General features: G+C 66.5%; 28 protein-coding genes. 17 read left to right on the plus strand and 11 right to left on the minus strand.

What is annotated here, in order from left to right; genetic code table 11:
* The first annotated feature begins 177 nt into the window (after positions 1-177).
* Positions 178-2913, plus strand: a complete 2736-nt coding sequence (locus ABDV78_RS05595; protein WP_343526296.1) for an ATP-dependent DNA helicase — start codon at positions 178-180, stop codon at positions 2911-2913.
* A complete protein-coding gene (locus ABDV78_RS05600) occupies positions 2910-3443 on the plus strand; it encodes a histidine phosphatase family protein (RefSeq protein ID WP_343526297.1) in 534 nt (177 codons plus the stop codon). Before ABDV78_RS05595 ends, ABDV78_RS05600 begins: the two co-directional genes overlap by 4 nt.
* 6 nt (positions 3444-3449) lie before the next feature.
* Here the strand turns inward: ABDV78_RS05600 and ABDV78_RS05605 are convergent, their stop codons facing one another.
* Complete coding sequence (locus tag ABDV78_RS05605; RefSeq protein ID WP_343526298.1) at positions 3450-3977, minus strand: DUF177 domain-containing protein; 528 nt, start codon at positions 3975-3977, stop codon at positions 3450-3452.
* On the minus strand, positions 3974-4483 hold the full coding sequence (locus ABDV78_RS05610; RefSeq protein WP_343526329.1) for a ubiquinol-cytochrome C chaperone family protein: 510 nt from the start codon (positions 4481-4483) through the stop codon (positions 3974-3976). Before ABDV78_RS05610 ends, ABDV78_RS05605 begins: the two co-directional genes overlap by 4 nt.
* A gap of 169 nt (positions 4484-4652) precedes the next feature.
* Here ABDV78_RS05610 and bamE point away from each other — a divergent pair, with 169 nt between their 5' ends.
* Positions 4653-5144, plus strand: coding sequence for an outer membrane protein assembly factor BamE (bamE, locus tag ABDV78_RS05615; protein WP_343526330.1), 492 nt, complete (start codon positions 4653-4655; stop codon positions 5142-5144).
* Positions 5145-5416: 272 nt separating this feature from the next.
* Here bamE and rho read toward each other — a convergent pair whose 3' ends face one another.
* The 3 genes from rho to hemE form a co-directional block, all read right to left on the minus strand.
* Positions 5417-6673 (minus strand): transcription termination factor Rho, encoded by a 1257-nt coding sequence (gene rho / locus ABDV78_RS05620; RefSeq protein WP_042486922.1) that lies wholly within the window; start codon positions 6671-6673, stop codon positions 5417-5419.
* A 179-nt stretch (positions 6674-6852) separates the two neighbouring features.
* Positions 6853-7314, minus strand: a complete 462-nt coding sequence (locus ABDV78_RS05625) for a CopD family protein (RefSeq protein WP_343526299.1) — start codon at positions 7312-7314, stop codon at positions 6853-6855.
* On the minus strand, positions 7311-8333 hold the full coding sequence (gene hemE / locus ABDV78_RS05630) for a uroporphyrinogen decarboxylase (RefSeq protein ID WP_343526331.1): 1023 nt from the start codon (positions 8331-8333) through the stop codon (positions 7311-7313). Before hemE ends, ABDV78_RS05625 begins: the two co-directional genes overlap by 4 nt.
* A gap of 318 nt (positions 8334-8651) precedes the next feature.
* Between hemE and ABDV78_RS05635 the strand changes: the two genes are divergently transcribed.
* The 11 genes from ABDV78_RS05635 (at position 8652) to ABDV78_RS05685 (ending at position 15489) form a co-directional block, all read left to right on the plus strand.
* On the plus strand, positions 8652-9470 hold the full coding sequence (locus ABDV78_RS05635) for a pyruvate, water dikinase regulatory protein (protein WP_343526300.1): 819 nt from the start codon (positions 8652-8654) through the stop codon (positions 9468-9470).
* Positions 9467-10054 (plus strand): nucleoside triphosphate pyrophosphatase, encoded by a 588-nt coding sequence (locus ABDV78_RS05640; protein ID WP_343526302.1) that lies wholly within the window; start codon positions 9467-9469, stop codon positions 10052-10054. Before ABDV78_RS05635 ends, ABDV78_RS05640 begins: the two co-directional genes overlap by 4 nt.
* Complete coding sequence (gene aroE / locus ABDV78_RS05645) at positions 10054-10866, plus strand: shikimate dehydrogenase (RefSeq protein ID WP_343526304.1); 813 nt, start codon at positions 10054-10056, stop codon at positions 10864-10866. Before ABDV78_RS05640 ends, aroE begins: the two co-directional genes overlap by 1 nt.
* Entirely contained in the window at positions 10863-11456 is a 594-nt protein-coding gene (gene coaE / locus ABDV78_RS05650) for a dephospho-CoA kinase (protein ID WP_343526305.1), read from the plus strand. The genes aroE and coaE overlap by 4 nt, the downstream gene beginning before the upstream one ends.
* 7 nt (positions 11457-11463) lie before the next feature.
* Complete coding sequence (dnaQ, locus tag ABDV78_RS05655; RefSeq protein ID WP_343526306.1) at positions 11464-12159, plus strand: DNA polymerase III subunit epsilon; 696 nt, start codon at positions 11464-11466, stop codon at positions 12157-12159.
* Positions 12160-12213: 54 nt separating this feature from the next.
* A complete protein-coding gene (raiA, locus tag ABDV78_RS05660) occupies positions 12214-12804 on the plus strand; it encodes a ribosome-associated translation inhibitor RaiA (protein ID WP_343526307.1) in 591 nt (196 codons plus the stop codon).
* A gap of 65 nt (positions 12805-12869) precedes the next feature.
* On the plus strand, positions 12870-13340 hold the full coding sequence (locus ABDV78_RS05665; RefSeq protein WP_343526308.1) for a PTS sugar transporter subunit IIA: 471 nt from the start codon (positions 12870-12872) through the stop codon (positions 13338-13340).
* On the plus strand, positions 13324-13782 hold the full coding sequence (locus tag ABDV78_RS05670) for a PaaI family thioesterase (protein WP_343526309.1): 459 nt from the start codon (positions 13324-13326) through the stop codon (positions 13780-13782). Before ABDV78_RS05665 ends, ABDV78_RS05670 begins: the two co-directional genes overlap by 17 nt.
* 3 nt (positions 13783-13785) lie before the next feature.
* The gene (locus ABDV78_RS05675; protein ID WP_343526310.1) at positions 13786-14112 is read left to right on the plus strand and encodes a DUF1491 family protein; all 327 of its coding nucleotides are present in this window, start codon (positions 13786-13788) and stop codon (positions 14110-14112) included.
* 156 nt (positions 14113-14268) lie between these two features.
* Positions 14269-14943: a cell wall hydrolase gene (locus tag ABDV78_RS05680; protein WP_343526311.1), complete on the plus strand. Its 675-nt coding sequence runs from the start codon at positions 14269-14271 to the stop codon at positions 14941-14943.
* A gap of 57 nt (positions 14944-15000) precedes the next feature.
* Positions 15001-15489, plus strand: coding sequence for an MmcB family DNA repair protein (locus ABDV78_RS05685; RefSeq protein WP_343526312.1), 489 nt, complete (start codon positions 15001-15003; stop codon positions 15487-15489).
* Positions 15490-15525: 36 nt separating this feature from the next.
* On the opposite strand, the gene ABDV78_RS05690 is transcribed toward ABDV78_RS05685, so the two are convergent.
* Positions 15526-17031: a glycoside hydrolase gene (locus ABDV78_RS05690; protein WP_343526313.1), complete on the minus strand. Its 1506-nt coding sequence runs from the start codon at positions 17029-17031 to the stop codon at positions 15526-15528.
* A 134-nt stretch (positions 17032-17165) separates the two neighbouring features.
* Here ABDV78_RS05690 and ABDV78_RS05695 point away from each other — a divergent pair, with 134 nt between their 5' ends.
* Positions 17166-18734, plus strand: a complete 1569-nt coding sequence (locus tag ABDV78_RS05695; RefSeq protein ID WP_343526314.1) for an alpha-L-arabinofuranosidase C-terminal domain-containing protein — start codon at positions 17166-17168, stop codon at positions 18732-18734.
* On the plus strand, positions 18734-20086 hold the full coding sequence (locus tag ABDV78_RS05700; RefSeq protein WP_343526315.1) for a family 43 glycosylhydrolase: 1353 nt from the start codon (positions 18734-18736) through the stop codon (positions 20084-20086). The genes ABDV78_RS05695 and ABDV78_RS05700 overlap by 1 nt, the downstream gene beginning before the upstream one ends.
* Before the next feature lie 64 nt (positions 20087-20150).
* On the opposite strand, the gene ABDV78_RS05705 is transcribed toward ABDV78_RS05700, so the two are convergent.
* A complete protein-coding gene (locus tag ABDV78_RS05705) occupies positions 20151-22502 on the minus strand; it encodes a membrane-bound PQQ-dependent dehydrogenase, glucose/quinate/shikimate family (protein WP_343526316.1) in 2352 nt (783 codons plus the stop codon).
* Between the two features lie 162 nt (positions 22503-22664).
* On the opposite strand from ABDV78_RS05705, the gene ABDV78_RS05710 reads away from it, so the two are divergent.
* Positions 22665-23657, plus strand: a complete 993-nt coding sequence (locus ABDV78_RS05710) for an alpha/beta hydrolase (RefSeq protein ID WP_343526318.1) — start codon at positions 22665-22667, stop codon at positions 23655-23657.
* On the opposite strand, the gene ABDV78_RS05715 is transcribed toward ABDV78_RS05710, so the two are convergent.
* From ABDV78_RS05715 to fdxA, 4 genes are all read right to left on the minus strand, one after another.
* Positions 23614-24333 carry a DUF2807 domain-containing protein gene (locus ABDV78_RS05715; protein WP_343526319.1) on the minus strand — a complete coding sequence of 240 codons (720 nt, stop codon included), beginning with the start codon at positions 24331-24333 and terminating at the stop codon, positions 23614-23616. The genes ABDV78_RS05710 and ABDV78_RS05715 overlap by 44 nt on opposite strands.
* On the minus strand, positions 24334-25080 hold the full coding sequence (locus tag ABDV78_RS05720; RefSeq protein ID WP_343526321.1) for a head GIN domain-containing protein: 747 nt from the start codon (positions 25078-25080) through the stop codon (positions 24334-24336).
* A gap of 114 nt (positions 25081-25194) precedes the next feature.
* Entirely contained in the window at positions 25195-25728 is a 534-nt protein-coding gene (locus ABDV78_RS05725; protein ID WP_042486954.1) for a CarD family transcriptional regulator, read from the minus strand.
* Positions 25729-26014: 286 nt separating this feature from the next.
* Positions 26015-26356, minus strand: coding sequence for a ferredoxin FdxA (gene fdxA, locus ABDV78_RS05730; protein WP_343526322.1), 342 nt, complete (start codon positions 26354-26356; stop codon positions 26015-26017).
* Positions 26357-26394: the final 38 nt, after the last annotated feature.

The following is a 26394-nucleotide window of genomic DNA, read 5'->3' on the forward strand; positions in this document are numbered from 1 at the left end:
CTTTTGCACGATCCACCCATTATCCCAGCGTCATCCACCCCTTCTTCGCATCTTGCCCACAGATTTATCCACAGACGATCATGTTCCACGTGGAACAGCCAGACACGTGCCGAGCAGGCCGATTAAAACCATCACGCCCCGTTGCCATCCTGTTCCCACTCCCCGATATCCCTCGATGTGACCGCGCTTCCCCACCCCGCCCTTCATGCCAGCCATAGCGGTGTGTGGATTTCCACCCAGGGGCAGACGCGTGCAGTGTCGCGGGGCGAGGCGATTGCGCTGGCCGCCGAGACGCCCGTTATCCTGCTCAACGCCCCGCTGATCGGTCAGCGGCTCGGCTATGCCGAATTGTCGGGGCTCGACATCCTTGAGCTGTTCGCTTTTCTTTACCCCGCGCGTTTTGCGGTGCCGACCCCGCACGGCCTTGCCCGTGCCTGCAAGCTGGAACCGCCCGAGCAGGATGCGGAGGTGGCGGCGTTCCTGCTTCGCGCGACCGAAACGCTGCTCGCCACGCCGGACGGCGCTTGGCCCGAACGCGAAGGAGCCTGGACCGCCGCACAAAGCCTGGCACGGCTGCGCTGGCCCTGGGCACCGCTTATCGGTCCGCGCCTTACCCGCCCCGAACGCAATGAGCGCTGGCTGTTCAGCGCGCTGCCCGAATGGGAGGAAGACGCCCCCCGCCCCGCCCCGCGCACCATCGACCTGCCGCCGCAGGATTCGGAGGAGCGCCTGCGCCATCTGACCGGCGATGGCGCGGAGGAGCGCCCCGGCCAGCGCGCCTATGCCGCCGCCGTCACCGCCGCCTTCGCGCCGCGCGCCGTACGCGACACACCGAACATGGTCCTGGCCGAGGCGGGCACCGGAATCGGCAAGACGCTGGGCTATCTCGCGCCAGCCAGCCTGTGGGCCGAGCGGGCGGGTGGCGCGGTGTGGATCTCCACCTATACCAAGGCGCTGCAACGCCAGTTGAGCAGCGAGACGGCGCGGATCTTTCCCGATCCCGTACTGCGCAAGGAGCGCGTGGTGACGCGCAAGGGCCGCGAAAATTATCTCTGCCTGCTCAATCTGGAGGATGCGCTGCAAGGCGGGTTCGCCGGGCGGGCGGCGGTGCTGGCGCAACTGGTCGCGCGCTGGGCGGCCTATAGCAGCGATGGCGATATGGTCGGCGGCGATCTGCCGGGTTGGCTGACGACGCTGTTCCGGCGCAACGGATCGGCGGCACTGACCGACCGGCGCGGCGAATGCGTCTATGCCGGGTGCCCGCATTACCGGAAATGCTTCATCGAGCGCGCCGCGCGCGCCTCGGTCCAGGCGGATATCGTCATCGCCAATCATGCGCTGGTCATGGTCAATGCCGCCCGCGGGCGTGAGACACAGACGCGGCCGACCCGCTATGTCTTCGACGAGGGCCATCATCTGTTCGATGCGGCCGATTCGATGTTCGCGACCGCGCTGACCGGATCGGAGACGATCGAGCTGCGCCGCTGGATTCTCGGACCTGAGGCCGGATCGCGCGGCCGTCGCCGGGGTCTCGCCGCACGCCTGTCCGACGTCGCCAGCTATGACGAGGGCGGCAACCGCGCGATCGGCGACGCGGTACAGGCGGCGCAGGCGCTGGCGAGCGAGGGCTGGCTGGGGCGGCTGGCGGAGGGACAGCCCTTTGGTCCGATCGAGACATTGTTGGCGGCGGTGCGGGGCCTGGCCTTTGCCCGTGCCGAGCAGCCGGGCGATGCAGGCTATGGTCTGGAAACCGAACTCGCCGATCCCTCACCCGAACTGATCGATGCGGCCGGCCCCGCCGCCCATGCGCTCGACGCACTGCTGCGCCCGCTCGTGACCTTGGGGCAGCGGCTGGAGGCGGTGCTGCACGAAGCCCCGGACTGGCTCGACGGACCGGCACGGGCGCGGGTCGAGGGCGCCATCGCCTCGCTGGCGTGGCGGGCCGAGACGGTCGGTGCCTGGCTGTCGCTGCTCGCCCGGATCGGCGGGCCGGTGGCCCCCGATTTCGTCGACTGGCTGGCGGTCGACCGCGTCGAGGGGCGCGAATATGATATCGGGCTGCATCGCCACTGGCTCGACCCCACCCGCCCCTTTGCCGAGATCGTGCTGAAGCCTGCACATGGCGCGCTGGTCACGTCGGCGACATTGCGGGCGGGCGGCGACTGGAACGTGGCGGAGGCGCGGACCGGCGCGCCGCATCTGGCGCGCGGTCCTGCCCATTTCGTCGCGCATAGCCCGTTCGACTATCCGACCTGTGCCGAAGTCCTGATCGTCACCGATGTAAAGCGCGGCGACATTCCCCAGCTCGCCAATGCCTATGCCCGGCTGATCGCGGCGTCGCGTGGCGGTACGCTGGGGCTGTTCACCGCGATCCGACGCCTGCGGGGCGTGCATGGCCGGATCGCCGACCGGCTCGCGCGCGAGGGGCTGGCGCTCCATGCCCAGCATGTCGACCCGATCGACACGGGGACGCTGGTGGATATCTTTCGCGATGATCCCGCCGCCTCGCTGCTCGGCACCGATGCCTTGCGGGACGGCGTCGACGTACCCGGATCATCCTTGCGCCTCGTCGTCATGGAGGGCGTACCCTGGCCCAAGCCGACCGTGCTTCATGCCGCCCGCAAGCTGGCAGGTGGGGGAAGCGCCTATGACGACCGGATCGTCCGCGCGCGTCTGGCGCAGGCGTTCGGGCGGCTGATCCGGCGCAGCGACGATCGGGGGGCGTTCGTCCTGTTGTCCGCCGCCATGCCCTCTCGCCTGCTCGACGCCTTCCCGCCGGGCGTGGCGATTTCGCGCGTCACGCTGGACGAGGCGGTGGAGCGGGTTGCGGGCCGGCTTTCCTCCGACGCGGGGATCGGGCATGGGATGGCGCAGTCCCTGCCAGCCGCCGCGACGGAGAATCCGGTCCGATGAAGACGCTGACCCTGCTTCGCCACGCCAAATCGAGCTGGGACGACCCCGTCTCGCGCGATTTCGACCGGCCGCTCAATGCCAAGGGCCGCCGCGCCGCCGCGATGATGGGGCGGCATCTGAAATCGCTCGACCTGCATTTCGATCATGTCCTCGCCTCCCCCGCGGTCCGGGTGATCGAAACGCTGGACGAGGTGTGGAGCGGTTATGGCCGCAAGCTGGAGCCGGTATGGGACAAGGCGCTTTACCTCGCCTCGGCGGCCAGCCTGCTCGATCAGGTCCATGCCCTGCCCGACGATCGCGACCATGTCCTGATGGTCGGGCATAATCCGGGGCTGGAGGATCTGGTGCTCGACATGGCGCTGGACGGCGAGCTGCGCGACCGGGCGGAGGACAAATATCCCACTGCCACCGTCGCGCAGATGACCTTGCCGATCGAGCGATGGAGCGAGGCGCGGTCGCAAAGCGCAACCTTGGTGGCGTTTGTCCGTCCGCGCGATCTGGACCCCAGCCTGGGGCCCGATACGCCGTAACGTCCTTTATTCCTTCCCTTCCAGCTTCGCCTTCAATCCGGCGAGCGCGCCGAAGGGGCCGGCTTCATCCTCGCTGATCACCCCCGCCTGCTTCAACACCGATGCCGCATCCGGGCTGCGCGGAAAGGGATCGAGCGACAGGGCCATGGTTTCAGCCGCCGCCTCGCCCAGATCGATCGTCCCGCCCTCGATCTCGATCGTATCGAGCGAATCCTCGGACAATTCGATTTCCTCCTCCCCGCCGTGGCCCGCCGGTTCGACGAAGCGCAACGTCACGGGCTCGTCGACCTTGGCCGGCACCGGATCGCCGGTCACCGAACAGGCCTGTACCACGGCGGCGCGCACCTTGCCGGTGACGAGGATGCCCATCGCGTCACGCCGCACGACCAGATCGGCGTCGAGCCTGTCGATCGACAACAGGCCGAACCGTCCCGCCAGCGCGCGACGTTCGTCTTCGGACGCCTGGATCGCGACGGGTTTTTCGCGCTCGCCGATCGTATCGATCTTTTCGGGGCGGCTCCATTCGGGGGTCACGGCAGGTCTCCAGCTTTCAATTGCGCCAGCGGCACCGCCGCCAGCGCTTGGTTCAGGGTGCGCATCGCATCGCGCACATGGGGGATGGCCTGTCCATCGACAGGCGCCACCCCCCGATACAGGTTGCGGAGCAGCGCTGCGTCGAGCGCACCCGCCTCTCCCGCCAGTCCCTCGCGATAGGCGGTCAGGCGGCCGCCCAGCATCGCCATCATCCGGCCGATATGCTTGCCGACCACGATGTCGCCGATACCCAGTTCGCGCAACTGGCCATCCATGTCGGTCACGAACCGCTCGGTCAACCGCGCCGCCAGCGTTGCCGCCTGCGGATCGTCCTCCAGCCGGATCAGGACCAGCGACAGGATCGCGGCGATCATGTCGAACCTGCCATCGACCGTGTCGGGCACCCCGCCATCGAGATACCAGTGCGGCGCACGGGCGCGCAGCACCACCGCGTTATAGAGCGGCAGGGCCTCATCCCCATCGCGTCCGAAATAGCGTGCGGTCATCCGCTTCAGCCAGCCTGAGGCCACCTGCCTCTCCCTTCCCTGCGCGATCATACCCGCGCGAGTGCTTGTATGCGCCTTTCCCTTGGCATATCGAGGGGGTGACGGTCGAGCGGATCGATCGCCTGTGCTATCCCGCGTGTGCGGCCGATATCCCGGCCCGGAGATGATGATGAGCGTTTCTTCCACCCGGCTCGCCGCCCTCGGGCTCGGCCTGGTCATGGCCACGGCCGCCTGCACGCCTTTGCGGTCGCATCAGGGTTATGTGGTCGATACCGATCTCGTCAACTCGGTCCAGCCGGGCGTCGACAACCGCCAGTCGGTGCTCCAGACGCTGGGCACGCCGACGATCGCCAGCCAGTTCGGCGGCGGCGACTGGTATTATGTGGCGCGCGACAGTCGCAATCTGGGCTTCAACCTGCCCAACCCCTCGTCGCAGATCACGCTGCAGATCAGCTTCGACCAGGCGGGCAACGTCACCGCGATCCGCCGTTCGGGCCTGGATCAGGTCGCCGACATCTCCCCCTATGGCAAGACGACGCCGACTCTGGGCCGCGAACGTGGCTTCTTCCAGGATCTGTTCGGCAATATCGGCTCGGTCGGCGCACCGGGTGCTGGCGCCGGTGCACCGGGCACGGGCGGCGGCGGGCGCACCCGGCCGTAATCCTACCGAATTGCCAGTCCTGAACATCCGGTCCGCGTGATCGGATGTGGGATAGCGCCCCGCGCATGATCTGCGCATGGCCCCCGTTTGGCCGCGTCGCGTGATAAGCAACGACGCGGCCGTGCCGTGCTTGGACCGGCACGATCCCGAAAGGGGGTGGGATCGGGCCTGCTAACGCCTGAAAACGAAAATGGGTTCGCAAACGGGCCTAATTCCCGTCGGCGAACCCATCATGCCGTGGCGGAACCGGGGGCGACGCCCCGATACGCGCCTTACTGGTTCATCGAGTCGAAGAAGTCCTCGTTGGTCTTCGAGTTCTTCATCTTGTCGAGCAGGAACTCCATCGAGTCGATGGTACCCATCTGCATGAGGATGCGGCGCAGCACCCACATCTTGGACAACTTGTCCTTCTCGACCAGCAGTTCCTCCTTGCGGGTGCCCGACTTGCCGACATCCATCGCCGGGAAGATGCGCTTGTCCGCCACCTTGCGATCGAGGACGATTTCCGAGTTGCCGGTGCCCTTGAACTCTTCGAAGATGACTTCATCCATGCGGCTGCCGGTATCGATCAGCGCGGTGGCGATGATCGAGAGCGAACCGCCTTCCTCGATATTGCGCGCCGCGCCGAAGAAGCGCTTGGGCCGCTGGAGCGCATTGGCGTCGACGCCACCGGTCAGCACCTTGCCCGAGGACGGAACGACGGTGTTGTAGGCGCGGCCCAGGCGCGTGATCGAGTCGAGCAGGATGACGACATCCTTCTTGTGCTCGACCAGGCGCTTGGCCTTTTCGATCACCATCTCGGCGACCTGGACGTGGCGCTGCGCCGGTTCGTCGAAGGTCGAGGAGACGACCTCGCCGCGCACCGAGCGCTGCATGTCGGTGACTTCTTCCGGGCGTTCGTCGATCAGGAGGACGATCAGGAAGACTTCGGGATGATTGTCGGTGATCGCCTTGGCGATGTTCTGCAGCATCACCGTCTTACCGACGCGCGGCGGCGCGACGATCAGGGTACGCTGGCCCTTGCCCTGTGGGCTGACGATGTCGATGACGCGCGCCGACTTGTCCTTCTGGGTCGGGTCGGCGGGGTCGAGGATCAGCTTCTGCTCGGGGTAGAGCGGAGTGAGGTTGTCGAAATTGACGCGGTGACGGACCGCTTCCGGGTCATCGAAATTGACGCTGGTCAGCTTGGTCAGCGCGAAATAGCGCTCGCCGTCCTTGGGCGCGCGGATCTCACCCTCGACCGTATCGCCGGTGCGCAGGCCATGCTTGCGGACCTGGTTGGGCGAGACATAGATGTCGTCGGGCCCGGCCAGATAGTTCGCTTCCGGCGAGCGCAGGAAACCGAAACCGTCGGGCAGCACCTCGATCGTGCCCAGGCCCATGATCTGGTCGCCCTTCTCCGCCTGTTCCTTCAGGATGGCGAACAGCAGGTCCTGCTTGCGCAGCGTCGACGCGCTCTCGACACCCAATTCCTCGGCGAGTTGCACGAGGTCGGCGGGCGTTTTCTTCTTAAGGTCTTTCAGATGCATGGTCGGTCCGGCTGGTCGGAGGGCGTCGGTCGGCGAGGATCGCGGCGAAACGAGGCGTATCGATAAGGAAGCGTACCCGACGCGAGGACCGCGCCGTACCCTTGCGAGTTAGGATTCGGGGAACCCCAAGTCAATGGGGAAAGGAGGCGCGCGGCGACGGCGCGCGTCCGAAGCAAGGGTCAGAAGGGCTTGATGACGACCAGCACGACGATGATCGTCGCGGCGAGTGCGGGCACTTCGTTGATCATGCGCAGTTGCTTGCCGGTCAATTTGGTCTCGCCCCGCGCGAGCTTCTTCGAATAGCCGACCATCCAGCCATGATAGCCGCTGAGCAGCAGCACGAAGAACAGCTTGGCGTGCAGCCAGCCCAGTCCCGGCACGCCCGAGAACAGCCCCAGCGACACTGCCAGCAACAGCCCCAATACCCATACCGCGATCATCGCGGGCGTCAGGATGATGCTGCGCAGCTTGCCTTCGCGCTCCATCCATCGCGCGGCGTCGGCGGCATCGCCCGCGACCAGCGCCTCCTGATGATAGACCAGATAGCGCGGCATCATGAACAGCCCCGCCATCCAGAAGATCACGAAGATAATATGCGCCGCCTTCACCCATTCATAGGCGGCTCCCAACAATCCGATCATGCTTGGTTCCTCACGCGGCCGATCAGCCGCTCGACATGCGCGATCGGCGTGTCGGGCAAGATGCCGTGGCCCAGGTTGAAGATGTGCGGCCGCTCGGTGAAGGCGGCAAGGATGCGATCCACCGCCTCGTCCAGCGCCCCGCCGCCCGCGATCAGCGCCAGCGGATCGAGATTGCCCTGCACCGGCAGCCCCTTTGGCAGATAGGTGTCGGCCCAGACCGGATCGACCGTCTCGTCCAGCCCGACCGCATCCACGCCCGTCTCGCGCGCATAAGCGGGCAGCTTGCCCCCTGCCCCCTTGGGAAAGCCGATCACCGGCACGCCGGGGCAGCGCGCCCGGACCCCCTCGACGATCGCGGCATTGGGCGCGATCACCCAGCGCTCGAACTGCGCCGGGGAGAGCGAGCCCGCCCAGCTATCGAATAGCTGCACGGCCTCCACCCCGTTGGCGACCTGTCCTGCCAGATAGTCGATGGTCATCGCCACGATCGCATCGATGATCGCGCCGAAGCCTTCGGGTTCGGCATAGGCGAATCGCCGCGTCTCGCCCTGATCCTTGGACCCCTGCCCCGCCACCATATAGGTCGCAACCGTCCAGGGAGAGCCCGCAAAGCCCAGAAAGCTGGTCTGGGACGGCAATTGCGCCTTCACCCCCGCCACGGTGGCATAGACCGGGTCGAGGCGCTCAGGAACGGTCTGCAAGGCATTCAATGCATGATCGACCAGTGCCGGCACCAGACGCGGTCCCTCCCCCGCCCCGAAGCTGAGATCCTGGCCCAGCGCCCAGGGAACCATCAGGATGTCGGAGAACAGGATCGCCCCGTCGAAGCCGAACCGCCGGATCGGCTGGACCGTCACCTCGGCTGCGGCGGCCGGATCGGTGGCGAGCGCAAGGAAGCCCCCCTTCTCGGCTCGGAGCGTGCGATACTCGGGCAGATAGCGTCCGGCCTGTCGCATGAGCCACATGGGCGGAGTCGCCTGCCGCTCTCCGTTCAGCACGGCGAGCAGGGGTTTTTGGATCGCAACGTCGGTCAGGAGACCCCCCTTCTTCTATTCAAGAAGATTCTAAAGATGGATTGTTGAAGTGGTTGGCACGTTGGTTGTCGGGATTATGCGGCTCTCCCCATTATGCCAACACGTTGACTCATGGGGAATCGCCGATTCAACGGGATTCGGATTCATGACCCCCGTAACTCACAGGCTGTGGAAAAGAATCGGACCTGTGAGATTCATTGTGGACGAATCGGTCGTTATCCACCGGCCATGGGTCGCTTGGCCGGTCGGCGAAGTTACGCTACCGATTCTTCCCATGTTATCCACAGAGTCATTAGGCCGGTCATGACGACGCGGCTCCACCTGCATCTTCTGTCCGATTCCACGGGCGAAACGCTGGAGAACATCGCCAAGGCGGCGCTCGCCCAATATGATGATGTGGAAACCGTCCGGCACTTCTGGCCGATGGTGCGCACCGAAAGCCATCTGGAGCGCATCCTTCAGGAGATCGCCCAGAATCCCGGGCTGGTGATCTACACGCTGGTCAATCCGGCGACCCGCCGCATCCTGGAAAGCCGGTGCCATGCGCTGGGCCTGCCCACGGTCGCGCCGCTCGATCCGGTCAATGCCGCCCTGTCGGGGCTGCTGGGGGTGCAGGCGAAGATGCGGCCGGGCCGCCAGCATGTGCTCGACGCCGCCTATTTCGCGCGTGTCGATGCGATCCAGTTCACCATCGCGCATGACGACGGCATCGCCTGGGAGGAATGGGAGGAGGCCGATATCGTGCTGGCGGGGGTCAGCCGTTCGTCGAAGACGCCGACCTCCATCTATCTCGCCAATCGCGGGTTCAAGACCGCCAACATCCCGATCGTGGTCGAAAGCCCCCCGCCCCCGTCCCTGTTCACGCTGAAAAAGCCGCTGGTCGTCGGGCTGACCACCAGTGCCGACCGGCTGATCGCGATCCGGCGCAACCGGCTGTTGTCGCTCAACCAGGCGCCCGACACCGATTATGTCGAGCAGGAAGCGGTGAATCGCGAACTCACGTTCGCGCGGCGGATGTTCGCCGACAATGACTGGCCGGTGATCGACGTCACCCGCCGCTCGATCGAGGAGACGGCGGCGGCGATCATCTCACTGGTAAACCAAAGAAAGTCCGACGCATGATCATCCTCGCCTCGCAAAGCGCCTCGCGCCGGGCGATGCTCGACGCCGCCGGTGTCGCCTATGAAGCCCTGCCCGCCCGTGTCGACGAGGCGGGGGTCAAGGCGGCGATGGCGGGCGCCACTCCACGCGACCTGTCCGACGCGCTTGCCGAGATGAAGGCGGTGAAGGTGTCGGCCAATGCCGGGCCGGTCCCGGTGCTGGGATCCGATTCGATCGTCGCGCTGGCCGACGGCACGCTGCTGGACAAGCCGGAGAGCCGCGAACAGGCCGCCGAGCATCTTACCCGGATGAGCGGCGGCACCCACGAACTCTGGAGCGCGGCGGTCGTCGCCGAGCATGGCCGCCCCGTCTGGCGGCATGTCGAGCGCGCAAAACTCCACGTCCGCCCGCTCTCGCCCGCCTTTATCGACCGCTATCTCGATCAGGAATGGCCCGAAATCGCCGGCTGTGTCGGCTGTTTCCGCATCGAGGGGCCGGGCGTGCAGCTCTTCTCGCGGATCGAGGGGAGCCATTTCACCATTCTCGGCATGCCGCTGCTCCCCGTGCTCGGCTATCTGCGCGAGCGCGGCTGGATGGCGGCGTGATGGGCAAGCCCTATGCAGACGTGATCGGCGACCCGATCAGCCATAGCAAATCCCCTTTGATCCACGGATTCTGGCTGGAGGCGCTGGGGATCGACGCCGAATACCGGGCCACCCATGTCACGCCCGACGCGCTGCCGGCCTATTTCGCCGAGCGGAAGGACGATCCGGCGTGGCGCGGCTGCAACATCACCGTGCCGCACAAGGTCGCGGCGCTGGCGCAGGTCGAGGATCGGAGTGGCGTCCGCACCGCGATCGGCGCGGTCAACACCGCGATCCGGGCCGAGGATGGCGCGCTGGTCGGTACCAACACCGATGCGGCCGGCTTTGCGGCACCGCTGGCCGGCCTGGATCTGGCGGGCAAACCGGTGACGGTGGTCGGGGCCGGGGGAGCGGCGCGCGCGGTGCTGTTCGCGCTGGCGGAGATGAATGTCGGGCCGGTGACGCTGTTCAACCGCGATGTGGCGAAGGGGGCGGCGTTGCTGTCCGCCTTCGGTTTCGAAGGACAGGCGTTGCCGATCGGCGGCGGCGTCCCCTCCAGCGCGCTGGTGGTCAACGCGACCAGCCTGGGGATGACCGGCCAGCCGCCGCTCGACCTCGACCTGTCGGCCCTGCCGGCGGACGCGGTGGTCTATGACATCGTCTATGCGCCGCTCGAAACCGGGCTGTTGGCGGCGGCGCGCGCGCGCCGCCTGGTGACGATCGACGGGCTGGAGATGCTGATCGGCCAGGCGGCGGTGGCGTTCGAGCTGTTCTTCGGCGCCGCACCGCCGCGCGATCGCGACGACGAATTGCGCGCGATCCTGCTCGGATGATCGTCCTGGGGCTGACCGGCTCGATCGGCATGGGCAAGTCGACCGTCGCGCAGATGTTCCGGGACGAGGGCGTGCCGGTGTTCGACGCCGATGCCTGTGTCCACCATTTGCAGGGGCCCGGTGGAACACTGGTCGCGGCGATCGAGAGCGCCTTTCCGGGGACGACCGGACCCGAGGGCGTGAATCGCGCGGCGCTGGGCCGGGCGGTGCTGGGCGATGATGCCGCGATGCGCCGACTCGAGGCGATCGTCCATCCGGCGGTGCAGGCCGAGCGCACGGCCTTCCTGGCGACTCATGCCGAGTCTCCGCTGGTGGTGGTGGATGTGCCGCTGCTGTTTGAAACCGGCGGTGACAAGACTGTGGATAAGGTGTTGGTGGTTTCGGCAGAACCCGCCGTGCAGGAGGCACGGGTGTTGGCAAGACCCGGCATGACGCGCGAGAAATTTGTCGCGATTCTAACGCGTCAGCTACCCGATGTGGAGAAGCGGGCGCGGGCCGATCATGTCATCGCGACCGATATTCCACTGAACGAAACCCGTGAAAAAGTGCAGGCGCTGATCACTTGCATGCGGGACTCCGAAGGCCGATAGTCGGGCCATGAGAGAGATCGTTTTCGACACCGAAACGACTGGGTTCAAATTTTCGGAAGGCGACCGGCTGGTCGAAATCGGCTGTGTCGAACTGGTCAACCGGGTCGAGACCGGGCGCACCTACCACGCCTATTTCAACCCCGAACGGTCGATGCCCGCCGAGGCGCAGGCGGTCCACGGACTGTCCGATGCCTTTCTGAAGGACAAGCCGGTCTTTGCCGCCGGGGTGGCCGAGTTCCTGGACTTTATCGGCGACGCGCCGCTGATCGCGCACAATGCGACCTTCGACTTCGGCTTCATCAACGGTGAGTTGGGGGCGCTGGGCTTTCCGTTGGTGTGCGAAAAGACCCGGATGGTCGATACGCTGGCGATCGCGCGCAGCAAGCATCCCGGTGCCAAGCATACCCTCGACGCGCTCTGTTCGCGCTACGGTATCGACCGCTCGCATCGCGTGCTGCACGGCGCGCTGCTCGACGCGCAGCTCCTGGCGCAGGTCTATGTCGAGCTTATGGGCGGGCGGCAGATCGGCCTGGGCCTGATGGCCGAAACGACGGTGGATACCGGGCCGACGATCGCGGCCCGCGCCCCCGCCCGGGTGCGACCGCCGCGCAGCTTCCGTCCCAGCGATGCGGAACTTGCCGACCATGCTGCGTTTCTAAAGGGGATCACCGATCCGATTTGGGGGGCCGAGGCGTCCGGCTGACGCCAGGGAACAGGCCAAAAGGACCGTTCCAGCAGTCGTACTAAGGAGAAGACGATGGATATCCGGATTTCTGGTCATCAGGTCGAAACGGGCGACGCGCTGCGGACCCATGTGACGGACCGGCTTCAGGGTATCGCCGAGAAATATTTCGCCCGCGCCATTTCGTCCGAGGTGACGTTCGGCCGGGGCCCGCATGATGTCGGGTTCAAATGCGATATCGTGATGCATGTGACGCGCGGCCTGGTCCTGAAGGGCCGGCATGATGCGCAGGATGCGCATCTCTCCTTCGACGGTGCCGCCACCAAGATCGAAAAGCAGCTTCGCCGCTACTCGCGCCGCCTGAAGGACCGCAACCAGGGCCAGGCGATCGAACTGGCCGAGGCGGGGGCCTATGATGCGGGCTATACGCTGTTCGCCGAACAGATTGACGAGGACGACGCCGGCGATGCGCCCCTGATCATCGCCGAAACCCGCGTCGATATTCCCGATGCCAGCGTGTCGGATGCGGTGATGATGCTCGATCTTCGCAATACTGCGGCCCTGCTGTTCAAGAATTCGGGCACCGGATCGTATAACATGGTCTATCGTCGGGGCGACGGAACCATCGGCTGGGTCGAACCGCAACGGGCGGGACCGGCCGGATAACCTCTATCGTTCTTCCGCGCGGGTCGCTAATAGGCGGCCTGCGCGGGGGCGCACCGGAAAAAACGATGAACGATTTCAGCGATCTGTTGCGCCACGATACGGTGCTGGCCGGAATTTCGGCCGCCAACAAGAAGACCTTGTTCCACATGCTGGCGACTGCTGCGTCCGCTCCCGCCGGGCAGGATGCCAAATCGCTGGCCGATGTCCTGACCGAGCGTGAAAAGCTGGGATCGACCGGCTTTGGCGGCGGCATCGCGATTCCGCATGGCAAGGTCCAGGGACTGTCGCAGATCGTCGGCGTGTTCGCCCGGTTGGCTCAGCCCGTCGATTTCCAGGCGGTCGACGACATGCCGGTCGATCTGGTCTTCGCGATGTTTTCCCCCGCCGATGCGGGTTCGGCGCATCTGAAGGCGTTGGCGCGCGTGTCGCGGCGGCTGCGCGACAAGGGATTTGTCGCCAAATTGCGCGGTGCGGGATCTACCGATGCGATCTGGGCGCTGCTGACCCAGGACGAGGCGCGTGACGCCGCGGCCTGAGGGGGAGGCGGCGCATTTCCGCGCGCTCGAGGCGCTATACGGAGAAGCCCCGATCAACCGGCTGTTCGAGTCGGTCCTGGAGATTCCTGAGCCGGGCTTTGCGCGTATTCGCTTCGAGATCGACGAACGGCATTATCACGCGGCGGGCGCGGCGCATGGCACCATCTATTTCAAGATGCTCGACGATGCGGCCTTCTATGCCTGCAACAGCCTGGTCACCGATCGTTTCCTGCTGACGACCCAGTTCAACCTGCTGCTGACCCGGCCGATGAAGGCGGGGCCGGTGATGGCGGAGGGGCGGCTGGTCAGCGGGCGGCGGCGGGTGTTCGTCGCCGATGCGCGACTGATCGACACCGATGGCGAGGAGGTCGCGCGCGGCACCGGCACCTTCATGCGCTCGCAGATCGCGCTGGCGACATTGCCCGGCTATCGGGTGGATTGAGCCATGGAAAGCCGTTTGCCGAGCGGCATGCTGGTTACGGCCCTGCTTCGCCGGATGAACGACGGTGGCGGCATGGGCATGGTGCTGGCCAAGGGCGATCCGATGGCGGGCGGCATCCTGGTGATCGTCATCGGCCCCGACCGGACCGAGCGGGTGCTGGAGCGCGGCATCGGCCCGGACGGCCGAACCGCGCTGATCGACACCACCCCGCGCGAGGATGTCACGGGCTATTGGCAACGCCGCCGGGCGCGCGATCCCGACCTGTGGGTGGTGGAACTGGATGGCGCTACGGCAGAACGGTTCACCGCTGAAACGATCCTGAACGATTGACGAACGCGGCCGTATCGGCCACGAGCGCCCGGTCTTAGTTTCGCGTTGTGCTTATCGGGTGCGATCCGGTCGGTTACGCAGTCGGGGGGAAGCCCGGACGAGCGCCTTTTGGGCAATGCTCGGGTCCGTGATCCAACCGCATGTCTGTTAAAGTGAATGACGGTTTTCAAGCGGGTCGCCACGTCTGCGGCTCTTGCTCTTTCTCTGGCGGGCCTTCTCGCCACCAGCACCCCCAGCCTGGCGACCAATGTTGCCGCAGGTGCTGCTCCAGCCGCTGCAATGGCTGTTTCCGGGATCAACGCCGCCGACCTGGCGATTGTTCCCCTCAGCGCCCGGGCCACCATGTCCGCGCTGCCCGATTTTTCCCATGTTTCCGAAACGGCTTCCGAGCCGGCCCAGATCGATGACAGCGACGAAGAGTTTGACTCGCTGGCGGATGCCGTTGCCGCACAGGACGATATGGCGTCGAGCGAAGAGCTCCGCTGCCTGGCTGGTGCCATCTATTTCGAAGCGCAGGGTGAGCCGCTGAACGGCCAGCTCGCGGTCGCGCAGGTGATCCTGAACCGCACCAAGTCGGGCCGCTTCCCGACCGGCGTGTGCGATGTCATCAAGCAGCGTGGTCAGTTCAGCTTCGTGCGTCACGGCGCCATCCCCTCGGTCAGCCCGTCGCGCGCCGCCTATCGCACCGCCGTCGCGGTGGCGAAGGTCGCGTTGACGCAGGCCTGGGACAGCAGCGCAGGCAAGGCGCTCTATTTCAACACCCCCGGCAACCGTCCGGGCGTGCGCGTCCAGAAGGTCGCCGCGATCGGCAACCACATCTTCTATCGCTGACGATCAGGCCCCGTTCGGGGCTTTGATTTTGTTCGCCAAATGTTCTAAGTGGGTGGCATGTTGGACATGCCGCCCGCTTCGTGCGTCGAGGATCCTTCCTCGCCTCTCTGCGCCGCCGATGTCGCGCGGGGCGTGACGCGGATGCTGCTCCGCCACGATCTGATCGCTATTCCCGAAGTGCCGCTGGAGGGTGGGCGTCGTGCCGACCTGATGGCGCTGGACGCGCGGGGCGGCGTGGTCGTCGTGGAGATCAAGGTTTCGCGTGCCGATATGCTGGGCGATGGCAAATGGCCCGATTATCTGGCGCATTGCGACCGTTTCTACTGGGCGGTCCCCGCCGGATTCGACTGGTCACCGCTGGAAAGCGCCGCCTTTCTGCCCGAGCGGACCGGGATCATCGTTGCCGACCGCTATGACGCCGCGATCGTGCGCGAGGCGCATAGCGTGCCGCTGCTGGCGCATATTCGGAAAAAGGCGACGCTGAATTTCGCGCGAAGGGCAGGGCGGCGGATGATCGGGCTGACCGATCCCGATGCCGGGATGTGATGTCCGCCCGGGGCGGGGATTTATCCCGCCCCGCCCTCACCGGGTCAGAATCAGCGTCACGATCGACTGAGGTGGCGCGATGTTCCCCGCCATCGGGGCCGCCTGATGGCCGGCATCGGTCACGATCATTCGCCGCTGCCATCGGCCCGGCACCGCGACCGTCAGCGGGCGCGGCGAGAGCCCCGGATTGACATGGACCAGAATCAGCCGCCGCCCGTCCGGCGACACCGCGCCCACCGTATCCATGTCATCCACGGGCACCAGGCGATCGCCGGGGCGGATGAACCGGCTGAACTGCGCCATCGCCCAATATTTGGCCGTCACGTGGATCGCATGGCGCTGGTCGGCCGGGCCCATCAGGTCGGCCTTGACGATCCCCCAGTTCGACCCCTTCTCGCCCTTGCGCGTGCTCAGATCCTCGACCGCCTGCCAGAAGACCCAGGCGGCGGGCTCCAGCCGCTTGAGATCGCCGACGACATGCTCGGCAAAGGCCAGCGGCGTCGCCATGCCGGTCAGGTCCTCGGGATCACCCGATAGCGGCGTGTCGTTCTCGCTCATCCACAGCCGGATGCCGGATGCACGCGCGATATCGCGCACGGCGGTCTGGTGGACGGTGCCATAGCTGTGGACATTGAGCTGCCCGATCGCGGTACGGGTCGCGGGGGGATAGGCGGCCCAGTCCTGGACGAACAGGTGCGATGCGGTCTCGTCGGGCGCGGAGACGCTGGTCGAGAGCCCCTGGGCCTTTAGCGCCGCTGCCGTCGCGTCGATCATCATCGCCTGCCGCGCGGGGCTCCAATGCGCGCCTTCCTGGGTGTTGGCGGCGAACCAGTAGCTGGTGTTGGGCTCGTTGACCGGCGACAGGGTGCGGAAGGTCAGGTGATGCCGTCGCTGCAACGCATCGGTGACGCGAGCCAGATAGGTGGCGAAGGCGGTTTCCTGGCCGGGACGGAGATTGTCGTCGCCGCCCTTTTCGGCGCCGGACACGAGGCCGCTGACCGTCATGAACCAGGGCGGCGAGTTGGAAAACGCCTCGAAGATCGGCTGCTTCACGCGCGCGGTGATCGCATCCAGCCACCAGCGCTGATTGGCGTCCTGGTCCCAGTCCCACATCGCGGGATCGTCGGCGCGCCACCAGTCCTTGCCGGTCGTTCCCGCCGGTTGCCGCCAGAAGCCGGGCACGGCGCGGCCGACCTTCATATAGGGCTTGGTATCGGCGGCATTGCCCCCGCCGATATTGTAGCGCGCGATCGTCCAGCCGAGGCCGTCCCTGCCATAGAAGAGATCGGCCAGCCGCGTCCGCTCTGCTTCCGGCCAGCCGCCGGTGACATGCGCGAACCAGGCCAGCGCGGTGCCCCAGCCCTCGAACATCGTCGACGGGCGATCGATGGCGGGGCGCAGCGTGACGGGGACCGAGCGGTCCGGGGCAGGGGCAGCGACGGGCGGTTGCGCCGCCATGGCGGAGGAGGACAGGATCGACCCGGCAGCCAGCGCGGCGGCGAGGCCCCAGATGCGGCGGCGCCCATGTGTCGAAGACTTCATCCGCATTCCTTGGTTGGACAAAAACGCGGACATCTTAGCGGCTGATCCCATCCTGGCGTCAATCCAGGACGCAATGGGGCTATTCTTTACTCTGACAATAAGTCATCATGAACGCATCAGGCAGAGGAGAAACTATGAAAAGGGCAACCCAATTTCTGTTCGCGGCCGCACTCGCGACGCTGTCGCTGACGGGATCGTCGGCGACCGCACAGACCGCCACGACGGCGGGCGATCAGGTGGCGGTGCATGGCGACCGTCCCGGCGCGACCTATGACAAGCGCATCTTCGGTCAGTTCGCCGAGCATCTGGGCACCGGCATCTATCCCGGTATCTGGGTGGGCAAGGGCAGCAAGATTCCCAATATCAACGGCTATCGCCGCGACGTGATCGACGCGCTGAAGGCGATTCGCGTGCCGGTGATCCGCTGGCCGGGCGGCTGCTTCGCCGACGAATATCACTGGCGCGAAGGCGTCGGCCCGCAGGCCAAGCGGCTGACCAAGGTCAACACCAACTGGGGCGGCGTGACCGAGGACAACCGCTTCGGCACCCACGAATTCATGAATTTCTCCGAGCTGGTCGGCGCGGAGGCCTATGTTTCGGGCAATGTCGGTTCGTCTGCGCCGTCGGAGATGGCCGAGTGGATCGAATATATGACCTTCCCGTCCCAATCGACCTATGCCGAGGAGCGCCGCAAAAACGGTCGCGACAAGCCGTGGAAGCTGGCCATGTTCGGCATCGGCAACGAACTCTGGGGCTGCGGCGGCAATATGCGGCCTGAATATGCCGCCGATGTGACCCGCCGCTATTCGACCTTCCTGAAGGTGCCCGCCGGCGAAAGGCTGATGAAGATCGCGAGCGGCGCGAATGGCGACGACTATAACTGGACCGAGGTGATGATGCGCGACGCCGGGGGCGCGTTCGACGGCATCGGCGTCCATTACTACACCGTGCCCGATAGCTGGGAAAGGAAGGGCGCGGCGACCGGCTTCGACGAGGAAGCCTGGGCCCGCACCTTGTCCAAGACGCTCAAGATGGAGGAACTGCTCTCCCGTCATTCGGCGATCATGGACCGATATGATCCCCGCAAGCGGGTCGCATTGCTCGTCGACGAATGGGGCACGTGGTACGATGTCGAACCCGGCACCAATCCGGGTTTCCTCTATCAGCAGAACAGCTTGCGTGACGCCATCGTCACCAGCCTGAACCTCGACATCTTCGCCCGCCATGCCGACCGCGTGCGCGGTGCGAACATCGCGCAGATGGTCAACGTCCTCCAGGCGATGATCCTGACCGATGGCGCGCGCATGGTGAAAACGCCGACCTATTGGGTGTTCGACATGTACAAGGACTATCAGGACGCCACCGTCCTGCCGGTCGATGTCCAGTCGCGCTGGTACAACAAGGACCAGTGGGTGATGAAGGCGGTCAGTGCCTCTGCGGTGCGGGACAAGGCGGGCGTGGTCCATGTCGGCCTGACCAATGTCGATCCCAACCAGCCCGCGACCGTCGCGGTGAAGCTGGACGGCGTGACGGCGGGCCAGGTTTCGGGTCGTATCCTGACCGGGGCGACGATGGATGCGCACAACACGTTCGACGCGCCCAACCAGATCGCACCGCAGCCCTTCCAGGGGGCGACGCTGTCGGGCGGCATGCTGACCGTACAGATCCCGGCCAAGTCGGTGGTCATGCTGGACCTGCGCTGATGAAACCCCGCGCCGGAGCGCTGCTGCTCGCCGCCGTCCTGCTTGCCGGGGCGGCGGGGTCCGCCACGCCCCGGCGCGAGGTCCGTTGGAACAGTCCGGGGGCGGGCAACCCCTTGCTTCCGGGCTATTTCGCCGACCCCTCCATCGTACGCGACGGGGGGCGCTGGTATATCTTCGCCACGGTCGATCCATGGGGGGACGATCGCCTGGGGCTCTGGACCTCGGAGAATGGCCGCGACTGGACCTTCTCGCAGCCGAACTGGCCGACCAAGCAGGCGGCGACCAGCCCGACCTCGGGCGATTCCAAGGTCTGGGCGCCCTCGGTGGTCAGGGCAGCCGATGGCCGCTGGTATATGTATGTCTCGGTCGGCAGCGAGGTGTGGGTCGGCTCCGCACCGTCTCCCGCCGGGCCCTGGGCCGATGCCAATGGCGGCAAACCCCTGATCCCGCGCGATTTCGCGCCGAAATACCATATGATCGACGCCGAGGCGTTCGTCGATGATGACGGCCAGGCCTATCTCTATTGGGGATCGGGGCTGAACTGGGTCAACGGGCATTGCTTCGTCGTGAAGTTGAAGCCCGATATGGTGCATTTCGACGGCCAGCCCCGCGACGTGACTCCGGGCAATTATTTCGAAGGCCCCTTCATGGTGAAGGAGAAGGGCCGCTATCTGTTGACCTATAGTGACGGCAACACCACCAAGGACAGCTATAAGGTCCGCTATGCGGTGGGAAATTCCCCGATGGGCCCGTTCGTCGAGGCGCCGAACAGCCCGATCCTGCAAACCGATGCCGCCAGACAGATCATCAGTCCCGGCCATCATGCGATCTTTGCGGACCAGGGGCGGTCGTACATCCTCTATCACCGCCAGGCCTTGCCGTTCGTGATGGGCAGTGACCGGGTGCTGCGGCAGGTGGCGGTCGATCGGCTAACGGTACAGGAGGACGGCCTGCTGGCCAGGGTGGCGCCGAGTCACGACCCGGTGATTCCGGCCTTTGCCGCGCATCGGGCGCGCGGGATGCGCTGGACGGGGCAGGGGGCGGCGGCGCTGGCGGCGGACGACAATTATGCGACGGCGTGGCGACCCGCGCCGGGGGAACCGCCGGTGCTGACCGCCGATCTGGGCAGCGTGCGGGCCGTGCGGGAGAGCCGGATCCGGCCGGCCTTCGTGATCCAGCCTCAGGACGTGCGGATCGAGGCGTCGGTCGATGGCCGCGACTGGCATGAGGTCGCGGCGGAGAAGGGGGTGAGCGGCTCGCCCATCACCCTGCGCCATGTGGGACAGGCGCGATTCCTGCGCCTGACCGTGCAGGCGAAGGAGCCTGCCATCCTGGAATGGTCGATCTTCTGATCTGACGATGGTCGGGCGGGCGTGGCCTTCACCCACGCTCAAGCGTGGGCGAAGGCCAAGGGACTCATGCTCCCTTCGGCAGGGCGAAGGCCATGGTATAGTCCCCGTATCGCGTGCCCAGCGCACCATGGCCCCCGGCGGTGATGACGACATATTGTCGCCCGTCGCGCCCGCGATAGGTCATCGGCGTCGCCTGAGCCCCGGCGGGCAGGCGCGCACGCCACAACACCTTGCCGCTCTTCAGGTCATAGGCGCGTAGATACTGGTCGGTCGTCGCGCCGATGAACACCAGCCCTGAGGCGGTGATGATCGAGCCGCCCAGATTGGGCACGCCGGTCTTCAGCGGCACGCCCAGATGGCTGCCGAACAGGCCGGTGTCGCGCGCGGTGCCCAGGATCTTGCGCCACACCACCTTTTTGGTGTTGAGGTCCACGGCGGTCAGATGGCCCCAGGGCGGGGCGTTGCACGGTGCGCCGAACACCCCGATCCAGGCGGCGACGACCGCGACATAAGGGGTGTTATACTGGGTCTGGAGATTGGGCTCGCGCGCATTCTCGCCGCCCTTCTTCTTTTCCATATAGGATTTCACGCGGGGATCGTCGCGGCGCATCAGCCAGATCTTGAACGGCATCTCCATGGTGTTGACGGTGAAGACCTGCCGCACGGGATCGAGTGCCGCACCGCCCCAGTCGGTCACGCCGTCGAACGCGGGATGGCCGATGATCGGCTTCAGACCCGTCGGCTGATAGATGCCGGTCCCCTGCGCGCGACGGATGTCGATCCGGCAGAAGAGCTGGTCGATCGGGGTCGCGCCCCAGGTCGTCTTCTCGGTCGGGGCGGGGGGTGTGAAGGAGGGCAGGCCAACCGACCAGGGCTGGGTCGGCGAAACCCTGACCCCAGGCGTCGCGCCGTCCTGCCGCGCGGGGCGCTCGACAATGGGGGTGATCGGCGCGCCGGTCAGGCGGTTGAGGAAATAGACCTGGCCCATCTTGGTCGTCTGGATCAGCGCCGGGATGGTCCGTCCGTCGGGGGCGTGATAGTCGAACAGCGATGGACCGATCGGGATGTCCATGTCCCACATGTCGCGGTGGACGAGCTGGCGAATCCAGCGCAGCTTGCCCGTCGCGATCTCCAGCGCGACGATCGCCGTGCCGAACCGGTCGTCGAACGGCCGCCGCCAGCCGATCCAGTAATCGGGCGAGGCATTGCCGGTGCCGAGATAGACCAGGCCGTTGCCCGGATCGGCGGTCATCGCCCCCCAGACATTGGGTGTGCCGCGCGTATAGGTCTCACCCGCGGGCAGAGGCGGGATCGCGTCGGGCGAACGGCCGACATCCCAGGCCCAGATGCCCGCGCCCGTGATCGGGTCATAGGCACGGACCACGCCGCTGGGGATGTTGCGGTTCACATTGTCGACGATCCGCTCGCCGACGATCAACCGGCCATTGGCGACCACGGGCGGCGACGTGCTGATCTGGTCGGCGGGGCCGGACACGCCCATATTCTGTCGCAGGTCGATCGCGCCATTGGTGCCGAAGCCGGGGCAGGGCCGGCCGGTATCCGCATCCAGCGCCATCATCCGCGCGTCGAAGGTCGGCGCGAAGATGCGGCGCGGACAGGGCGTACCCGCTGGCGCTTGGTAAAAGGCGACGCCGCGACAGACGAGATAGCTGTTGCCCTGGCGGCTGACCTGATCCTTCCAGCTCCATTTGGTGCGCCCGGTGGTCGCGTCGATCGCCTGCACGATCGAATGCGGGGTGCAGGTATAAAGGGTGTCGCCGATCTGGATCGGTGTCGCTTCGGAATGATATTCGCGCTTATGCTCGACCGCCTCGGCCCGGTCGGGCAGGTCGCCGGTCCGCTGCGTCCAGGCGAGTTCCAGCTTGCCGACATTGGCGGGGGTGATCTGCGACAGCGCCGAGTAACGCTGACCCGACAGGGTGCCGCCATAGTCGGTCCAGTCGCCCACCGGCGCCTGCGCGGCGATCGGCAGGGGGGAGGGCATGACGGGATCCTGCGCTTCGGCGGGGCGGATGCGCAGCAGGGGCATGGCGACCAGCAACGCGACCAGGCCGATCGCGGCGGGCACCGCGCGGGTCCGGGCGCGCGCGGATCGCATCGACCGGCCGATCCAGGGCAGCGCGACCAGCATCAGCAGCACGGTCGGCGCGACGATGCGGGGTACGAGGCTGAGCGCATCGAACCCGACCTCCCACACGGCCCAGATCAGGGTCGCGACCCAGATGGCGACATACAGCCAGCGCCCGCGCGGGTCGCCGCGCCCGATCAGCGCCCCCGACAGGATCATCGCCAGCCCGGTCAGGACATAGTAAGGCGATCCGCCGAGCAGCAGCAGATACCCGCCCGCCACCGCGAAAAAGCCACCGAGCAGGGCGATCACCCATCCCAGAATCATGCGAAAGGCACGGGTCAGCATCCGCGGTCACCCCGAACTGTAACGAAATATTGCTTTGGGATGAACGTGCGATCCGCGACTTGGTTCGCTCGTGAAATGGATCGAGACTGATATTATGCGCGCGGGGCCGAAAAAATCGGGTTCGCCCCATCGGGAGACAGCATGCCGACAGCCCCTGACTGGCCCGCAAATCTGCCGCTTGCGCCATGGCTGTCGGCGTGGACCGCCCCCGATGGCTGGGTGCATCGCCGGTTCGACCGGCCGCATGTCGAGGGGGTGGCGCGCCGGGGTCGGCTGCTGTTCCAGACCGGGCGCGCCGACATGATCGAGAAATATGCCGATGCGATCGATCACTTGCGCGCGCAGGGCTGGGACGTGACCGCGTTCGACTGGCGTGGGCAGGGTGGATCGGGGCGTCTGGCCCAGGACGATACCGGGCATATCGACGGTTTCGACCGGCTGATCGACGATCTGGCCGCCTTCTATCGCGAATGGACGGTCGAGGCGGAGGGGCCGCATGTCGTGCTCGGCCATTCGATGGGCGGCTTCGTCACCCTCGCGGCCCTGGCGGCGGGGCGGATCGCACCGGATGCGGCGGTGCTGGTCGCCCCGATGCTGGCGATGCGTTCGCCGATCGGACAATGGGCGGGCACGGCGTTGGCGCGGTGGCAGAGCGGACGCGGCGATCCGTTGCGCCCCGCCTGGCCCCGGCTGGAGACGCCCGCCGCGGCGACCGCGCGGCAGAAAAGGCTGACCCATGATCTGGTGCGCTTTGCCGATCAGCAGGCGTTCCGGCAGCGCTGGCCCGCCTTGTGCCGGGGTTCACCGAGTTGGACCTGGGTGGCGGAGTCGTTTCGCGCCACGGCGGCGTTGCGCGCTGATCCGGCGGTGGCGCGGATCGCAACGCCGGTGCTGATGCTGGTGGCGCTGGCCGACCGGCTGGTTGATGCGCGCGCCGCCGCGCGGATCGCCGCACGACTGCCCCAGGGGGAACTGGTCTGTTTCGGTGCGGGCTGCGCGCATGAAATCCTGCGGGAGGCCGACCCGATCCGCGCCAATGCCTTTGCCGCGATCGATGCCTTTCTGCGGCGACGACTGGGCCAGGGGCCGTTCAGCGAGTCCCGCAGCGCACCGACGCGCCCCCGCCGCCAGTGACGCGGCATTTGGGCGCGCCGTCGATCGTGACGCGGCCCAGCCCGCTATTGGCGACGGCCGCGCTATAGCGGGCGCGCGCCTTGATCTCGCCCGGACCGTCCAGCGCGACCATGAGGTCGCCCACCTCCAGCCCTTCGGCCGCGATCAGGGCGGTGCCACTGCTTGACAGTCGCGCCTTGCCGACCCGCCCGCCGCCGATGGTGAGCTTGCCCGGCCCGAGCAGCGTCGCGGTCAGTTGCTCGCCCTCCGCACGGTCGACCTGCACCTCGGCGGGACCGGCCAGCGACAGGGTCATCGCCGTGCCGCGCAAGGCCTGCGCGGTGATCCGCGACCCGCCGATGACCGAGATCGCGGAGAGCGGCGGCGCGGCGAGGGTCAGTGTGACGGGCTGCCCGGTCGACCGGCGTGTCGTCGCCTCGTCGGGGGCCATCCGCACGATCAGGCTGCGACCCGCGATCCGCGCCTCCACCCGACGCAGCGTCTCGGCATCGCCCGACAGCGTGGCGCGCGGGGAGGGGGCGGTGGTCACGGTGACGATGAACGCCCCCTCGACCCGCAAACTGTCGAAACTGCTCAGGTCGACCCGGCGGTCGGCCGCGCCGGCCCCGGTGACGGGGACCAGCGCGGCGAGGAGCAGGGCGGGCAGGAACGGGGCGGGCAGGAACGGGCGACGCATCTATTGCCGTCCGCAGCGCACCGAGCCGGAGCCGGTCTTGCCCACCGTGCAAACCGAATTCGGCCCCAGATCGGCGTCGCCCGAACCGGTCAGGCCGACCTTGGCCGGGCCGTCGACCTTGGCGGTGACGCTGCCCGATCCGGTGATCCCGACCTTCGCGCTTTTTGCGTGCAGATTGCCGCCGCGCAGATCGCCCGAACCCGTTACGCCGACCTTCAGCATATCGACCATGCCGGACGCGGTCAGCGATCCCGATCCGGCCAGTCCCAGATCGGCCTCGCCGACCCGCATCGCGCCGATCACCAGATCACCCGACCCCGCGACACCCGCCCGGAAACGCGGCCCCTCCACGCGGTCGACGGTCATCCGGCCCGATCCGCCGACCCCGACTCCGGTCAGGCGCGGCAGGGTTACCAGCACCCGCACGCCCTTGCGCGAACCCCAGTGCATCCCGTTCTTCAGGCCGATGCGCAGCGTGTCGCCGTCCCTGGCGATGCGCAACTGGTCCAGATCCTTGGCCGGACCTTGCGCCCGCACCGAAAAGCCACCGCCCACCCGCACGTCGACCGAATCGCTTCCGCTGAGTTCGACGGCCGAGAAATCGCGCGCGGCATAGCTGCGAACGTCTCCCGATCCTTGCGGCGGCACGTCCTGTCCCGCAGCGTCGCCGTCGAAGGAACAGGCCGCCGCCGGGATGGCGAGCACGACCAGGGCCAGCAGCGAGGGAAGAAAGGCGGCCTTTTTCATGGACGATCTCCTGTGTATTGTGATTGCAATACACCAGGGGGCTTGATGGGCGCAAATGAAAAGGGGCGGCCCCGGATGGGACCGCCCCTGATCGGTTCGGCAAAGACCGTGGCGTCAGGCCGCGGGCTTTTCCTTGTTGTAGATGGCGGCGGCGGCGCGCAGGATTTCCAGGATCTTCTCCTGGGCGCGGGGCTCGTCCACCTCTTCCATCGCGGCGAGTTCGCGGGCGAGGCGGCTGGTCGCCGCTTCGAAGATCTGCCGCTCGGAATAGCTCTGCTCGGGCTGGTCATCGGCGCGGAACAGGTCGCGGACCACCTCGGCGATCGACACCAGGTCGCCCGAATTGATCTTCGCTTCATATTCCTGCGCACGGCGCGACCACATGGTACGCTTGACCTTGGGCTTGCCCTTCAGCGTTTCCATCGCCTCGCGCATGGTCTTGTCCGAGGACAGTTTGCGCATGCCGACCGACTCAGCCTTGTTGGTGGGTACGCGGAGCGTCATGCGCTCCTTTTCGAACCGCAGCACATAGAGTTCGAGCTGCATCCCTGCGATTTCCTGCTTTTGCAGCTCGATGACGCGGCCCACGCCATGCTTGGGATACACGACATAGTCACCGACGTCGAAGTGGAGCGCCTTGGCAGCCATTGGGGGCCTTTCCGGATCAGGGCCTTCGCGCGAGCGCCGGACGAGCGGAAATGGGTCCACTGATCAAGCCGGCCTCGGGAAGGAAGGGTCGAACACATCAAGGCGGGCGGTCGCGATAACAGCTAGGCCCGTCGCGGAACCATATAGCATGGTCGCAACAAAATTGCCAGCATATCCGCACAAGGGAACACTATCGATGCGGTAGCGTCAACCGCTTCCGCGCATCGCCGCCGATCGGCGCCCTTGGTTGATCCCAATCAATCCCCCCGGATCGGTGCCCCCTTGATCAGTCCCCCTTGCCCGGCTCCGGGCTGAAGAACTGTTCATATTTGTTCTCGACGTCCTTCATCGCATCGGCATCGGGCGGCGTCTGGTCCAGCTTGCGCGTGACGTTGGGCCATTGGGCGGAGAAGGTGTTGTTCAACTCCAGCCACTGCTCCAGACCGCTTTCGGTGTCGGGCAGGATCGCCTCGGCCGGGCATTCCGGTTCGCACACACCGCAGTCGATGCATTCGGACGGGTTGATGACGAGCATGTTCTCGCCCTCATAGAAGCAGTCGACGGGACACACCTCGACACAGTCCATATACTTGCAGCGAATGCAGGCATCGGTGACGACGTAGGTCATGACAACTCCCAAGGTACGAACGCGTGCTGCTATGCCGC

It is taken from the genome of Sphingomonas sp., assembly GCF_039594485.1.
GTDB lineage: Bacteria > Pseudomonadota > Alphaproteobacteria > Sphingomonadales > Sphingomonadaceae > Sphingomonas.

Coding starts and splice junctions, on each gene's coding strand:
- ABDV78_RS05600 (WP_343526297.1), top strand. CDS start 2,910: ATGAAGACGCTGACCCTGCTTCGCCACGCCAAATCGAGCTGGGACGAC.
- ABDV78_RS05610 (WP_343526329.1), bottom strand. CDS start 4,483: ATGACCGCACGCTATTTCGGACGCGATGGGGATGAGGCCCTGCCGCTC.
- bamE (WP_343526330.1), top strand. CDS start 4,653: ATGAGCGTTTCTTCCACCCGGCTCGCCGCCCTCGGGCTCGGCCTGGTC.
- rho (WP_042486922.1), bottom strand. CDS start 6,673: ATGCATCTGAAAGACCTTAAGAAGAAAACGCCCGCCGACCTCGTGCAA.
- ABDV78_RS05625 (WP_343526299.1), bottom strand. CDS start 7,314: ATGATCGGATTGTTGGGAGCCGCCTATGAATGGGTGAAGGCGGCGCAT.
- ABDV78_RS05635 (WP_343526300.1), top strand. CDS start 8,652: ATGACGACGCGGCTCCACCTGCATCTTCTGTCCGATTCCACGGGCGAA.
- ABDV78_RS05640 (WP_343526302.1), top strand. CDS start 9,467: ATGATCATCCTCGCCTCGCAAAGCGCCTCGCGCCGGGCGATGCTCGAC.
- aroE (WP_343526304.1), top strand. CDS start 10,054: ATGGGCAAGCCCTATGCAGACGTGATCGGCGACCCGATCAGCCATAGC.
- coaE (WP_343526305.1), top strand. CDS start 10,863: ATGATCGTCCTGGGGCTGACCGGCTCGATCGGCATGGGCAAGTCGACC.
- dnaQ (WP_343526306.1), top strand. CDS start 11,464: ATGAGAGAGATCGTTTTCGACACCGAAACGACTGGGTTCAAATTTTCG.
- raiA (WP_343526307.1), top strand. CDS start 12,214: ATGGATATCCGGATTTCTGGTCATCAGGTCGAAACGGGCGACGCGCTG.
- ABDV78_RS05665 (WP_343526308.1), top strand. CDS start 12,870: ATGAACGATTTCAGCGATCTGTTGCGCCACGATACGGTGCTGGCCGGA.
- ABDV78_RS05675 (WP_343526310.1), top strand. CDS start 13,786: ATGGAAAGCCGTTTGCCGAGCGGCATGCTGGTTACGGCCCTGCTTCGC.
- ABDV78_RS05680 (WP_343526311.1), top strand. CDS start 14,269: ATGACGGTTTTCAAGCGGGTCGCCACGTCTGCGGCTCTTGCTCTTTCT.
- ABDV78_RS05685 (WP_343526312.1), top strand. CDS start 15,001: ATGTTGGACATGCCGCCCGCTTCGTGCGTCGAGGATCCTTCCTCGCCT.
- ABDV78_RS05690 (WP_343526313.1), bottom strand. CDS start 17,031: ATGAAGTCTTCGACACATGGGCGCCGCCGCATCTGGGGCCTCGCCGCC.
- ABDV78_RS05695 (WP_343526314.1), top strand. CDS start 17,166: ATGAAAAGGGCAACCCAATTTCTGTTCGCGGCCGCACTCGCGACGCTG.
- ABDV78_RS05700 (WP_343526315.1), top strand. CDS start 18,734: ATGAAACCCCGCGCCGGAGCGCTGCTGCTCGCCGCCGTCCTGCTTGCC.
- ABDV78_RS05705 (WP_343526316.1), bottom strand. CDS start 22,502: ATGATTCTGGGATGGGTGATCGCCCTGCTCGGTGGCTTTTTCGCGGTG.
- ABDV78_RS05710 (WP_343526318.1), top strand. CDS start 22,665: ATGCCGACAGCCCCTGACTGGCCCGCAAATCTGCCGCTTGCGCCATGG.
- ABDV78_RS05715 (WP_343526319.1), bottom strand. CDS start 24,333: ATGCGTCGCCCGTTCCTGCCCGCCCCGTTCCTGCCCGCCCTGCTCCTC.
- ABDV78_RS05720 (WP_343526321.1), bottom strand. CDS start 25,080: ATGAAAAAGGCCGCCTTTCTTCCCTCGCTGCTGGCCCTGGTCGTGCTC.
- ABDV78_RS05725 (WP_042486954.1), bottom strand. CDS start 25,728: ATGGCTGCCAAGGCGCTCCACTTCGACGTCGGTGACTATGTCGTGTAT.
- fdxA (WP_343526322.1), bottom strand. CDS start 26,356: ATGACCTACGTCGTCACCGATGCCTGCATTCGCTGCAAGTATATGGAC.